The 11,660-nt window shown below is 68.7% G+C and carries 13 protein-coding genes; 8 read left to right on the top strand and 5 right to left on the bottom strand.

Annotation, left to right across the window (positions count from 1 at the left end):
* Window positions 1–126: 126 nt before the first annotated feature.
* Window positions 127–1,305, bottom strand: coding sequence for a steroid 3-ketoacyl-CoA thiolase (locus tag AB0F56_RS30400; RefSeq protein ID WP_362015346.1), 1,179 nt, complete (start codon window positions 1,303–1,305; stop codon window positions 127–129).
* Between the two features lie 257 nt (window positions 1,306–1,562).
* Here AB0F56_RS30400 and AB0F56_RS30395 point away from each other — a divergent pair, with 257 nt between their 5' ends.
* From AB0F56_RS30395 to AB0F56_RS30385, 3 genes are all read left to right on the top strand, one after another.
* Window positions 1,563–2,810: a cytochrome P450 gene (locus AB0F56_RS30395; protein ID WP_362015343.1), complete on the top strand. Its 1,248-nt coding sequence runs from the start codon at window positions 1,563–1,565 to the stop codon at window positions 2,808–2,810.
* A gap of 198 nt (window positions 2,811–3,008) precedes the next feature.
* A complete protein-coding gene (locus tag AB0F56_RS30390) occupies window positions 3,009–4,148 on the top strand; it encodes a DUF2330 domain-containing protein (protein ID WP_362015340.1) in 1,140 nt (379 codons plus the stop codon).
* Window positions 4,145–4,816 carry an O-methyltransferase gene (locus AB0F56_RS30385; RefSeq protein ID WP_362015337.1) on the top strand — a complete coding sequence of 224 codons (672 nt, stop codon included), beginning with the start codon at window positions 4,145–4,147 and terminating at the stop codon, window positions 4,814–4,816. The genes AB0F56_RS30390 and AB0F56_RS30385 overlap by 4 nt, the downstream gene beginning before the upstream one ends.
* Window positions 4,817–5,030: 214 nt before the next feature.
* Here AB0F56_RS30385 and AB0F56_RS30380 read toward each other — a convergent pair whose 3' ends face one another.
* The gene (locus AB0F56_RS30380) at window positions 5,031–5,237 is read right to left on the bottom strand and encodes a hypothetical protein (protein WP_362015334.1); all 207 of its coding nucleotides are present in this window, start codon (window positions 5,235–5,237) and stop codon (window positions 5,031–5,033) included.
* 364 nt (window positions 5,238–5,601) lie between these two features.
* Here AB0F56_RS30380 and AB0F56_RS30375 point away from each other — a divergent pair, with 364 nt between their 5' ends.
* Genes AB0F56_RS30375 through AB0F56_RS30365 form a run of 3 tightly spaced genes read left to right on the top strand, consistent with a single transcriptional unit; the run spans window position 5,602 to window position 7,206 of the window.
* Entirely contained in the window at window positions 5,602–5,856 is a 255-nt protein-coding gene (locus AB0F56_RS30375; RefSeq protein ID WP_362015331.1) for a hypothetical protein, read from the top strand.
* Window positions 5,828–6,343, top strand: coding sequence for a DUF6879 family protein (locus AB0F56_RS30370; protein ID WP_362015328.1), 516 nt, complete (start codon window positions 5,828–5,830; stop codon window positions 6,341–6,343). Before AB0F56_RS30375 ends, AB0F56_RS30370 begins: the two co-directional genes overlap by 29 nt.
* A gap of 14 nt (window positions 6,344–6,357) precedes the next feature.
* On the top strand, window positions 6,358–7,206 hold the full coding sequence (locus AB0F56_RS30365) for a helix-turn-helix transcriptional regulator (RefSeq protein WP_362015325.1): 849 nt from the start codon (window positions 6,358–6,360) through the stop codon (window positions 7,204–7,206).
* A gap of 82 nt (window positions 7,207–7,288) precedes the next feature.
* On the opposite strand, the gene AB0F56_RS30360 is transcribed toward AB0F56_RS30365, so the two are convergent.
* The 3 genes from AB0F56_RS30360 to AB0F56_RS30350 all read right to left on the bottom strand — a co-directional run bounded on the left by AB0F56_RS30360 (window position 7,289) and on the right by AB0F56_RS30350 (window position 10,762).
* Complete coding sequence (locus AB0F56_RS30360) at window positions 7,289–7,582, bottom strand: hypothetical protein (RefSeq protein WP_362015322.1); 294 nt, start codon at window positions 7,580–7,582, stop codon at window positions 7,289–7,291.
* Window positions 7,583–8,304: 722 nt separating this feature from the next.
* On the bottom strand, window positions 8,305–8,487 hold the full coding sequence (locus AB0F56_RS30355; RefSeq protein ID WP_362015319.1) for an HNH endonuclease: 183 nt from the start codon (window positions 8,485–8,487) through the stop codon (window positions 8,305–8,307).
* 595 nt (window positions 8,488–9,082) lie between these two features.
* Entirely contained in the window at window positions 9,083–10,762 is a 1,680-nt protein-coding gene (locus AB0F56_RS30350) for a recombinase family protein (protein WP_362015370.1), read from the bottom strand.
* Window positions 10,763–10,830: 68 nt separating this feature from the next.
* Between AB0F56_RS30350 and AB0F56_RS30345 the strand changes: the two genes are divergently transcribed.
* Window positions 10,831–11,172, top strand: coding sequence for an antibiotic biosynthesis monooxygenase (locus AB0F56_RS30345; protein ID WP_362015316.1), 342 nt, complete (start codon window positions 10,831–10,833; stop codon window positions 11,170–11,172).
* Window positions 11,169–11,648 carry a GNAT family N-acetyltransferase gene (locus AB0F56_RS30340; RefSeq protein WP_362015313.1) on the top strand — a complete coding sequence of 160 codons (480 nt, stop codon included), beginning with the start codon at window positions 11,169–11,171 and terminating at the stop codon, window positions 11,646–11,648. The genes AB0F56_RS30345 and AB0F56_RS30340 overlap by 4 nt, the downstream gene beginning before the upstream one ends.
* Window positions 11,649–11,660 lie beyond the last annotated feature (12 nt).

Raw genomic sequence — 11,660 nt, 5'->3', positions numbered from 1 at the left:
CCGACTCCCAGCCACCGCACGATGTAGCGCCGGCAACACACGCAGCACCCCGCAAGGCCCCGCCCCTCCTCACGGAGGGGCGGGGCCTGCCGCGTTTCCAAAGACCTTCCGACTCCCGGGTCCACCTCAGAGCCGCTGAATGATCGTCCCCGTCGCCAGCGCCCCACCCGCGCACATCGTGATCAGCGCGAACTCCTTGTCCGACCGTTCCAGCTCGTGCAGCGCCGTCGTGATCAGCCGCGCCCCGGTCGCCCCCACCGGGTGGCCGAGGGCGATCGCGCCGCCGTTGACGTTGACCTTCACGAGCCCGTCCAGGTCGCCCTCGAACTCCTGCGCCCAGCTCAGCACCACCGAGGCGAACGCCTCGTTGATCTCGACCAGGTCGATGTCCTTGAGCGACATCCCCGCCTTGCCCAGCACGGCGCGGGTCGCGTCGATCGGGCCGTCGAGGTGGAAGTGCGGGTCGGAGCCGACCAGGGCCTGGGCGACGATGCGCGCCCTGGCCTTGAGGCCGAGCGCGCGGGCCGTCCGCCTGGACGCCCACATCAGCGCGCAGGCCCCGTCGGAGATCTGCGAGGAGTTCCCGGCGGTGTGGACGGCCGTCGGCATGACCGGCTTGAGCCGGCCGAGCGCCTCCATGCTGGTGTCGCGCAGCCCCTCGTCACGGTCGACCAGCCGCCACATGCCCTGCCCCGCCGCCTGCTCCTCCTCGGTGGTCGGGACCTGGACGGCGAAGGTCTCGCGCTTGAACCGCTCCTCGGACCAGGCGTTCGCGGCCCGTTCCTGGGAGAGCAGCCCGAGGGAGTCGACCCGTTCGCGGCTCAGGCCGCGGCGCCGGGCGATGCGCTCGGCGGCCTCGAACTGGTTGGGCAGGTCGACGTTCCACTCGTCCGGCCACGGCTTTCCGGGCCCGTGCTTGGAACCGGAGCCGAGCGGGACCCGCGACATGGCCTCCACTCCGCAGCTGATGCCGATGTCGATGACGCCCGAGGCGATCATGTTGGCGACCATGTGGCTGGCCTGCTGCGAGGAGCCGCACTGGCAGTCGACGGTGGTGGCGGCGGTCTCGTACGGCAGCCCCATCGTGAGCCAGGCGTTGCGCGCGGGGTTCATGGACTGCTCGCCGGCGTGGGTGACCGTACCGCCGACGATCTGCTCGACGCAGTCGGCCTTGATCCCGGTCCGGCCGAGGAGTTCACGGTAGGTCTCGCCCAGGAGATAGGCGGGATGGAGGTTGGCGAGCGCGCCCCCGCGCTTGCCGATGGGGGTGCGTACTGCTTCGACGATGACGGGTTCCGCGGCCATGAGCTCGTCCTCTCCTCGCCCGGGCGGGGTGTCCCGGCACTCCGCGACGGGGGCGGTACGGGGAACTAGTACGCGTTCTAGTTCTGAGTGAAGTCTTATGACTGCTACCGCCGGTACGCAAGGGTTGTGCACGCACTCGCGCGCGCCCCCACCCCGCACAACGGCTCCGGCAACAGTTCCGACCGCATCCCTTGCGACTTGTAGAACCCGTTACTACCTTGCGGTCACCATCTGATGGACCGTCAGGAGTGTTGCCGATGCGCTGCCCTCACCTCCCCGAAGGGTTCGACGCCACCGACCCCGATCTGCTCCAGAGCCGCATACCCTTCCCGGAGTTCACCCAACTGCGGCAGACCGCACCCGTCTGGTGGTGCCCCCAGCCGCGCGGCATCACCGGCTTCGACGACGAGGGGTACTGGGCCGTCACCCGGCACGCGGACGTCAAGTACGTGTCCACGCACCCCGAGTTGTTCTCCTCCACCGAGAACACAGCCGTCATCCGCTTCAACGAGCACATCACCAAGGACCAGATCGAGGTCCAGAAGCTGATCATGCTCAACATGGACCCGCCGGAGCACACCCGGGTCCGCCAGATCGTCCAGCGCGGCTTCACCCCGCGCGCGATCCGGAGCCTGGAGTCGGCCCTGCGCGCCCGCGCCCGCACGATCGTCGAGGAGGCGAAGCGGAACGCCGCCGCCGACGGCTCCTTCGACTTCGTCACCCAGGTCGCCGTCGAGCTGCCGCTCCAGGCGATCGCCGAACTCATCGGCGTACCGCAGGAGGACCGCGCCCGGATCTTCGACTGGTCCAACAAGATGGTCGCGTACGACGATCCCGAGTACGCCATCACGGAGGAGATCGGCGCCGAGGCCGCCATGGAGCTCATCGGCTACTCGATGAACCTGGCCGCCGAGCGCAAGGAGTGCCCGGCCAAGGACATCGTGACCCAGCTCGTCGCCGCCGAGGGCCAGGGCAACCTCTCCTCCGACGAGTTCGGCTTCTTCGTACTCCTCCTCGCCGTGGCCGGAAACGAGACCACGCGCAACGCCATCAGCCACGGCATGCACGCCTTCCTCACCAACCCCGAACAGTGGGAGCTCTACAAACGGGAGCGGCCGGCGACCGCCGCCGAGGAGATCGTGCGCTGGGCGACCCCGGTGGTCTCCTTCCAGCGGACGGCCACGCAGGACACCGAGATCGGCGGCCAGAAGATCCGGCGGGGCGACCGCGTCGGGCTCTTCTACTCCTCCGCCAACAACGACCCCGAGGTCTTCGAGAACCCCGAGGTCTTCGACATCACGCGCGACCCGAACCCGCATCTCGGCTTCGGCGGCGGAGGCCCGCACTTCTGCCTCGGCAAGTCGCTCGCGATCAACGAGATCGAACTCATCTTCAACGCGCTCGCGGACGAGCTGCCCGACCTGACGCTCGCGGGCGAACCGCGACGGCTGCGCGCGGCCTGGCTCAACGGCATCAAGGAGTTGCAGGTCCGCGCAGGCGCCTGACGAAGCCTGACGACAGTCTGCGTACAGCCCGCCGACAGCCCGGGAGGCGGGGGCCTTCCCCCTACGCCACGGCCCCCGCCGCCCGCCCTGCTGCCCGTTGGCCGTTGGCCGTTGGCCGATGCCTTCCGGAACCGGACCCTCCCCCACCACGTCTGACCCGGCATGCGGGGGACACGAAGGACACACAGAATTCTGGCCATGATCATCGCGCTGCTCGGGCTCCAGCTCGGCTCGCTGATCGCGCCGGCGTACGCGTGCGGCTGCGGGGCGATGATCCCGGACCGCAACCAACGGATCGGCGTCGACCGGGAGACCTCGGCGGTGCGCTGGGACGGCCGTACGGAACAGATCGTCATGCGCTTCAGCGTGCGCGGAAACGCCGAGCGCGCCGCCTGGATCATGCCCGTACCCGCCCGCGCGGACGTCACGCTCGGCGACCCGGAGCTCTTCGACGCGCTGGAGGACCTCACCGGGCCCGAGTACCGGACCCGGCACTACTTCTGGCCGCGCAGCCGCGACTGGCCCTTCGACCTCACCACCACGGACGGCGCGGCGGCCGAGCCGCCGTCGGCGGGCGCGCCGGACGTGGGTGTCGTCGGGCGCGAGCGGCTCGGCCCCTTCGACGTGGCCCGGCTGACGGCCACGGACCCGAAGGCGCTGAGCGGCTGGCTGGAGGAGAACGGCTTCGAGCTCTCCGACCGGCTGTCCGCCGAACTGACGCCGTACGTCGAGCGGAAGTGGGAGTACGTCGCGGTACGGCTGGCCCCCGAGCCCACCGACACCGCTGCCGACACGGGCACCTCAGGCGCCACCGGCGACACCGGCACCTCGGGTACAAACCCCGCCCCCGCCCTCTCCGGCGACCTCACCCCGCTCCGGATCACCTTCGCCAGCACCGAACTCGTCTACCCCATGCGGCTCTCCCGCCTTGCCAAGAACCCGCAGTCCCTCGGCCTGTACGTCCTCGCCGACCACCGCATGGAACCGCGCGACGACATCGGCGGCTCGCGCCCCGAAGTGACGTTCGCGGGCGGGATCAAGGGGACGGAGGACGAGACGCTCGCCGCCCTCACCGGCGGCCGGCCGGTCTTCCTGACCGCCCTCGACCAGGAGTTCCCCGAGCCGTCCCGGATCGACGGCGACCACGAACTCCGGGCGGTCGCCGACACTCCGTACCGCGAGGTCGTCCACACCGACCGTCTGCTCACGGTCGGCAACGGGATCCCGGTCTGGATCCTGACGGTCTCGGGCGTCCTGCTCGCGGCCGCGGGGACGGTCGGCGCGGTCGTGGCGGTCCGGCGTGCACGGGCGAGGACTGAGGTACGTTCGGCCGTATGACTCAGGATCAATGGACCACGGTGGACCGTTACTTCACCGATCTGCTCGCCCCGACCGACGAGGCGCTCACCGCCACGCTCGCCGACTCGACGGCCGCCGGACTCCCGGAGATCGCCGTCGCCCCCAACCAGGGCAAGCTCCTCAACCTGCTCGTCGCCATGGTGGGCGCGCGTTCGGTCCTGGAGATCGGCACGCTCGGCGGCTACAGCACGATCTGGATGGCTCGGGCGCTGCCGGCCGACGGGGGCCGGATGGTCTCCCTGGAGTACAACGCGGCCCACGCGGACGTGGCCCGCGCCAACATCGCCCGGGCCGGCCTCGACAAGATCGTCGAGGTCCGGACGGGCGCGGCCCTGGACAGCCTGCCCCAGCTGGAGGCGGAGGGCGCGGGTCCGTTCGACTTCGTCTTCATCGACGCCGACAAGGTGAACAACCCGCACTACGTGGAGTGGGCCCTGCGCCTCTCCCGCCCCGGCACGGTGATCGTCGTCGACAACGTCGGGCGCGGCGGCGCGGTCGCCGACGCGGACTCGACGGAACCGGCGATCACCGGCACCCGCGCGATGTTCGAACTGATCTCCCGCGAACCCCGCCTGGACGCGACCGCGTTCCAGACGGTCGGCGTGAAGGGCTACGACGGCCTCCTGGTGGCCCGCGTCGTGGCGTAGGGGTGAACCCTCCGTTTCCCTCCGCGCGTGAGGGCGATGCCGGGCGCCGGCATCGCCCTCACGCCGCTTTGACCGGCGGATGTAGGAGACTGCACTCATGAGCATCGTCAAGATCAACGAATGGGTCAAGCCACTCACATAGAGCTGATTGGCGCGTGCCACAACGGCTAGCCAGCCGAGAAGCCGTCAGCCCCCTCCGTTGACCTATGCCCCACTACGCTCGCCGCACATGGTCGGGCGGGACCAGCCACTCCCGCCCGCCGTGCTCGGGCCACAGGAACGCCATAGGGCGCTTCCGGCGCTCGCCGGGCAACTCGGCGGGATCCTCGTAGTCCCGGATCACGTCACGCAGGATGCCACCCCTTCCCGCGCTGTCCTCGACGCGTCGGCCGATGTCGTCCGGGCCGATCACTTGGGGCACTTCACGTGCTGGTAGACGGCCTTTTCGGGCTGGGTCGGCTCGCGCAGCGTTCCCCGGCGACAGCGTTCGAGCGAGGCAATCGGCTTGTTGCAGGCGGGACACACCTCGCCCGAAGGGGCGTAGGTCGTGTACTCCCACTGCCGTGCGTCTGTTTCACACTCCTGAGCCTTGCCGGGCATGTCGTCGTCCCCTCGGTCCGTCTGCGTTCTTGCCGAGGACGCTAGGAAGACACCGGACGGAAGCTCTACGAAATTGCATGAGTTTGCACGCCAACTCACCTGTCTCATTTACGCGTTGACGCTCAAAGCCCAGGTCGGCATGGTCTGTGCAAGCCCACGCAATCACCTGGACCAGGGAGTCAGCCATGGCCGTAGAGTTCGTAGGCATCGACCCGAACACCGACCGCGATCACTGCCCGACGGTGTGGGCGGACGCGGAAGCTCAGGAGATCTTGTTGCAAGGCTGGAAGCCGGACAGCGAGACTCAGGCCCAGTGCGAGGCGAGCAGCCCCGCGAACGGACCGGTTCCCGACAGCGAGGCCATCGTCAGGATTCCGGCCCGCATGATTCCGATGATCCGGGAGGCGTGCGATGCCATCGAGCGTGCCCAGCTTCGCTGAGCTGTTGGGTCGGTGCGAGCGGTCCGCCGTACACCTGGAGATGCGTGACTCGTACGCCTCCACGGACAGATTCGAAGCATGGAAGCGCGGCGAGCGCATCGACTGGGACGACCGCGCGTCCTGGTGGCACCCGTATGACCAGCTGATCACGGACACCGTGGCGCGTGGGGTGTCGATCCGGCGCGCCCGGGTCATCTCCGAACCCGTGACTGAGTACATCCGCTGGGAGCACTACGTCACCCACGCCAACGTCACGGCCGGCGAGGACGTCCGTTGGCTGCCGCGCCGCCGGGCCACGGACATCGCCCTTCCCGGCAATGACTTCTGGCTCTTCGACGGCGAACTCCTGCGCGTGCACCACTTCTCCGGTGACGGTGTTGTGGTGGAGGACGAGATCAACGACGACGCGGCGACGGTGAAACTCTGCGCATCGGCCTTCGAAGCCGTCTGGGACCGGGCCGTCCCGCACCGCCTGTACGCGATCTGAGGACAGTCAGCTTCATGCCCCCACACCCCTCATCGAGCGTCCAGCAAGCTCGCGAAGCACTCGCGGGCCGGCTAAGCGAGCTACGTAGGGACGCCGGATTCAGCGGGCGGGAGCTGGCTGTCAGGCTTCGCTGGTCGGACTCGAAGGTGTCGCGCATCGGCAACGCCAAGACACCCCCGTCCGACGCCGACATTCGGGCATGGTGCCGGGCGTGCGGAGCGGACGACCAGGCGCCGGACCTCATCGCAGCGAACAGGCAATCCGCGGACGCCCACATCCAATGGAGACGCCTCCAGCGAGGCGGCCTACGGCACGTGCAGGAATCCACGGAGAGCCTGTACCGGCGCACTCACCTCTTCCGCGTCTACGTCTCCGACGTGATCCCCGGCTTCCTCCAGACACCCGGGTACGCGACCGCGCTCCTGTCGTCCATCGCGGACTTTCGTGGAACACCGGACGACGTGACAGAGGCCGTCAAGGTCCGCATGAGACGAAATGCGGTACTGAACAACGCGGCGCACCGGTTCTCGTTCGTCCTGGAGGAATCGGTCCTGCGTTACCGGCTGTGCACCGTCGAGACGATGGCTGCGCAGCTCGGTCACCTCTTGGCGGTCATGGACCTCCAGAACGTGGCCGTGGGGATCGTCCCGTTCTCGTCGCAGCGAACCGTGTGGCCCATGCCGACCTTCACCATCTTCGACGACACAAGGGTGCACGCGGACACTCTGGACGCCGCGTCCACGCTGACGCAGCCAAGCCAAGTCGAGCTGTATGCACGAGCCTTCGACCGACTGTCTCAAGGATCGGCGCGGGGAGCCGCCGCACGCACGCTCGTGACGTCCGCCTTGTCGTCGCTCGACTGACCGTCCGCCTTACTACGGGAACGCAAAAAGGCCCCTGTGCCCTCTCCGGCAAGGGAGAGGGCACAGGGGCCGTATGGCGGCATCAGCCGTTCAGTACGCCGGTGAGGCGTGCGGCTGCCTTGCCGCCGAAGAGCGCGATGCCACAGTAGAAGTCGATGCGGGTTCGGTAGACCGGCTTGTCGTGGGACTCGCCCAGGTCGGTGACCTGAACGCCACCGTTGGCGAGTCCGGAGACACCGGCGTCCGCCTCGGTCGCGCCGAAGCGAACGGCGCAGATGTCACCGGTCTCCGCACCACCGGTCCCGGTCGTCAGCGGCAACACGTCTGTGCCGTCGAGACGCTGGCCAGCGTCCAGCAGCGGGATGCCGTTCCACATGACCGTGGCTTTCCGGCGATGTCCGTGCTCAGCAGCTCACTGCCGCCGAGCCGCCGGAATCCGGATGCGATCTTGGCACGAAGCGCGGCGTTCATGTAGAGCGCGCCGTTCTTGCCGTCGATGCCACGCACCTGGTTGGCCAGGGTGTCAAGCAGATCGAAGAAGTCATGACCGTGGTAACGGCACCCTTCCCTCCGGCGTCGATGACCTGACGCCCGTCGCAACCGCTCGGCCTCGCGCTGGTGCTCAGCACATCGGCCACCATGGGCGGTCAGCTCGGGGCACCCGGGTACCGAGCACGGGGGGGCGCGGTCGTCGGGGCATGGGGCTCGCCTTTCCCGGTCATGACGTCGGAGGAAGGTCAAAAAGGGAAGTCGCGGAGACTCAGGGCGGTGTCCCTATCGTTTATTCATGGCGCCGCAGCCGAGAAGAGTCCGTATTGCGGCATTTCGAAAAGATCATCTTTACTGGTGCTTGGGGCCCCATGGCTTCACGGGCCCTTATCGCTCGGCCCCGCGCTCCCGACACAGCCTCCGGAAGGCAGCCATGACACCCACACCCGGACCTCGGCCAGCACTCGAACTGCGCGTTGGCGGACTGCACTTGATCGTTCAGCGCATACCCGGATGGCTCGTCGCCGTGATCACCACCGCCGGCGGGGCAGCGGGAACGTGGTGGACACAGCGCTAGGCCACGCGCAGCCAGCGCGCCGTACACCACCTTCACGAAGTGCGGCACGACCCAGTTGTGCCGAACTCCGTGCCCGTCTTGAGTCGGTGACACCCCCGGCACAGCATTTGCACGTTGCCGTCCGTGTGGGCCCCTCCCAACGCGAGGGGCCGCACGCGGTCATGCCCCAGCGGCCACCACAGGCGGTCAGCTCGGAGCACCCGGGTACCGAGCATGGGGGCGGGGTCTACGGGGCATGGGGCACCTCCGCTTCCGCTGCCTTCAGACCATGCGTCCGGCACCTTCGTGCAGAGAAATCCTCCACGCGACGTATGGGCCAGTGACCAACTGACCTTCCGGGCGATACGTCCGAAAGATTCGCGCAGAAAGATCCTCCCGGCAGGGAGTAGGCGGCCGAACGGTGTTCTGCTTGAACCATGACGCAAACGAGAGAGACAGCCGAGAACCCGAAGTTCGAACTGCGCTGCGGTGGACTTCACTTGACCCTTCAGCCCGTGCCCGTGTGGCTCGTCTCGCTGATCACTACCGCCGGCGGGGCAGCAGGGGCATGGTGGGCACAGCGCTAAGCGGCGCGCCCAAACTCCGTCGCTGTCTTGAACTGGTGGCAGCCCCGGCACAGCATTTGAACGTTGCCGCCTCTGAACCGTCATACCGTCATGGCTCCGCCCTCTTGTCGGCCTCGCTGCGGACACAGCAAAGCCCTGGCGGTCCGCGACGGACTACCGGGGCGTTCGGGTGCTTGCAGACGCCCGAACGGCTCGCCACCGTGATTCCCCAGCAACGGGCCGTGGCAAGACCTCCGAGGGAGGCTCATGCGTCCGCCGGTTCCGGCGACTCAGCCCACCGCACGATCACACGGTCCCGCGTGTTCGCGTTGCGTCCCCGGCCGACGGACTTGGCGATCCTCACGGAGTCGACGAAGAGCGCCAGAAACTCCCGCTTCTTCTCCAAGTCCCATGCCGCCCATGTCGACCCTTCCCCGAGGGGATCTCCGTCCACGCTCGTCCACTCGTTGGGGATCTGGATGGTTCGGCTTCCGGTCGCCTCCAGTTCCGCCAGCCGTTCTGCCGTCCGCTCCTCGTGGGCAGCCAACCTCGCCATGGACTCCCTGAACATCTGCGCACCGGTCTCGTCGCCGTAGACGCCGGCCAGTCGGTCCACATGGAGGATGCGGCGGGATTCCCGTACGTGCTCCAATTCGGCGCGCACCGCCGCGCGTTCCGCGTCTCGCTGGGACGTGTCCTGTTGGCGGGCGAAGCGCCGTGACGCCTCGGCCAGCCATTCGAGGTCCTCCGGGTCGTCAGGGTCCATGGCGATGAGACGGGCCCACACCCGCCCCGCCGTCTCGCCGTCCGCCGCGTCCTGGCCGATGACGAGACCGCCGTGGCCCGGGACCACTCCCCCGGCCCGGTTGCACTTGTAGTAGAGCTTCCCGGCCCGTCGGTCGGTCACCATCACGGAACCGCAGACGTCGCAGAACAACAGCCCGTGTCCTGCCAGCAGAGTCGGGACGCGTCGGCCCGCTCGTACGACCACCTGCGTCCGGCCGTCCAGCACGTCCTGGAGCTTCCACCACTCCTCCGTGGGGATCAGCGCTTCGTGCGACGTGACAGGCTGCCCTTCGTCGTCACGCAGGATGACGCGCTTCCCCGTCTTGCCGGGGACGGGATTGCCATCGGCATCCTTGGTCGCCTGTACCCGTCCCTGCCACTCGATCGCGTATCCGGCAAGGCGCGGATCCCGCAGGATGCGCAGGACGGTGGACGACACCCACGCGGGGCGCTCCACGGCTTCCGAGACTCCGCGTGCACGGCGCGAGGCAAGGCGCTTGACCCCCGATTCCCCCAGGGACTCCGCTTTTGTGGGCACTCCGTCCTCGTTGAGTCGCTTGGCGATCTGCGAGGCGGACACTCCCTCCACCGCCCACTTGGCCATGTCACGGACGTGCGGGGCTTCCACCGGGTCCGGGACGAGACGGACGACCGACAACTTGCCGCTGGTCGCCCTCTCCGCCGTGAAGCCGTACGGGGCGACGCCTGAGACATGGCTACCGGCCCGCCGGAGCGTGTCCTTGGTGGCGGAGACGTAGGCCGACTTCATGTCGGACTCCTGCTGCGCCAGACCCGCGATGATGGTGAGGATGCCGACACCCACCGGGGTGGACGTGTCGAGGTACGGCTCTTCGACGCTGACCAGCCGGACTCCGTGCGCCTCCAGCTCCTCGATGATCCGCATGGCTTCCAGTGCGCCACGGCGCGTGAGACGCGACAGCGAGAAGACGACCACGGCGTCCACGTGCCCACCCCGCACCGCCGTCATCATCTCTTCGAACCCCGGACGGTGGATGCTCGGGTCCCACCCCGACTTGCCCACGTCCTCGAAGTGGCCCGCGTCGCTCCACCCCTTCGACGCGATCAGCGACGCACACCGTTCGCGCTGCGCCACGGGCGATGCCTGCGAATCGTCCTCACGTCGCTTTGACTGGCGGATGTACGAGACTGCACGTACGTGATCAAGGCTCGGCGCAGCGCCCGGCCTGTGCTTCCTGAGAGGTTCATGTGCCTAGTGTGGTAAAGATCAATGTCCTGACCGTCCCGGCCGAGCAGCGCGAGGTGCTCGAGCGGCGGTTCGCCGCCCGTGCGGGCGCCGTGGAGGGTTCCGACGGCTTCGAGTGGTTCGAGCTGCTGCGGCCCGTGGAGGGGACCGACCAGTACCTGGTGTACACCCGCTGGCGCAGCGAGGAGGACTTCCAGAACTGGATGAACGGTTCGATGAAGGCCGCGCACGGCGGCGGTGGCGGCGGTGGCGCCGAGGGTTCCGGTGGGGAGCGGCCCAAGCCGGCGGCCTCGGGGTCGACGCTCTGGTCGTTCGAGGTCGTCCAGCAGGCCTCCCCCAAGTGACCGGCTGGTCGTTCTCGCCCGAGGACGTCCACACCCCCGAAGCGACGGCCCTGCGCCGCGACTACTACGACGACGTGGCGAGCCGCTACTGGCAGCGGCCGGCCACCGAGGCGGAGGTCGACGAGGGCCTGGCGGGCGACGGGGTCGAGCTGCTGACCCCGCCGACGGGCCAGTTCCTGGTCGGCCGGTACGAGGGCAGGCCGGCCGCGTGCGGTGGCGTGCTGCTCCTCGACGCCGAACGCGCCGAGCTGACCCGGGTGTTCCTGCGCCACGCGTTCCGGGGCACGGGCGGCGCCGGGGCCATGCTGGACCGGCTCGAGGACGCGGCCCGTGACCTGGGCGCGCGGCGGATGGTCCTCAACACCCGCCTCGACCTCGTCGAAGCGCGCGCCCTGTACACGCGCCACGGGTACGGAGAGATCCCGGCGTACTGCGAGGGCCCGTACATGGACGTCTGGTACGGCAAGAAGCTGTAAAAAGGCGGGGCG

The sequence above is a fragment of the Streptomyces sp. NPDC026092 genome (assembly GCF_040638605.1).
Lineage (GTDB): Bacteria > Actinomycetota > Actinomycetes > Streptomycetales > Streptomycetaceae > Streptomyces.
Note: the sequence above shows the minus strand (reverse complement) of the source record. Positions and strands in the feature narration are given on the sequence as shown.

What these genes read in the sequence shown, in the direction of transcription:
- AB0F56_RS30400 (WP_362015346.1), bottom strand. Translation starts at nt 1,305, where the DNA reads ATGGCCGCGGAACCCGTCATCGTCGAAGCAGTACGCACCCCCATCGGC.
- AB0F56_RS30395 (WP_362015343.1), top strand. Translation starts at nt 1,563, where the DNA reads ATGCGCTGCCCTCACCTCCCCGAAGGGTTCGACGCCACCGACCCCGAT.
- AB0F56_RS30390 (WP_362015340.1), top strand. Translation starts at nt 3,009, where the DNA reads ATGATCATCGCGCTGCTCGGGCTCCAGCTCGGCTCGCTGATCGCGCCG.
- AB0F56_RS30385 (WP_362015337.1), top strand. Translation starts at nt 4,145, where the DNA reads ATGACTCAGGATCAATGGACCACGGTGGACCGTTACTTCACCGATCTG.
- AB0F56_RS30375 (WP_362015331.1), top strand. Translation starts at nt 5,602, where the DNA reads ATGGCCGTAGAGTTCGTAGGCATCGACCCGAACACCGACCGCGATCAC.
- AB0F56_RS30370 (WP_362015328.1), top strand. Translation starts at nt 5,828, where the DNA reads ATGCCATCGAGCGTGCCCAGCTTCGCTGAGCTGTTGGGTCGGTGCGAG.
- AB0F56_RS30365 (WP_362015325.1), top strand. Translation starts at nt 6,358, where the DNA reads ATGCCCCCACACCCCTCATCGAGCGTCCAGCAAGCTCGCGAAGCACTC.
- AB0F56_RS30360 (WP_362015322.1), bottom strand. Translation starts at nt 7,582, where the DNA reads ATGTGGAACGGCATCCCGCTGCTGGACGCTGGCCAGCGTCTCGACGGC.
- AB0F56_RS30355 (WP_362015319.1), bottom strand. Translation starts at nt 8,487, where the DNA reads ATGCTCGGTACCCGGGTGCTCCGAGCTGACCGCCTGTGGTGGCCGCTG.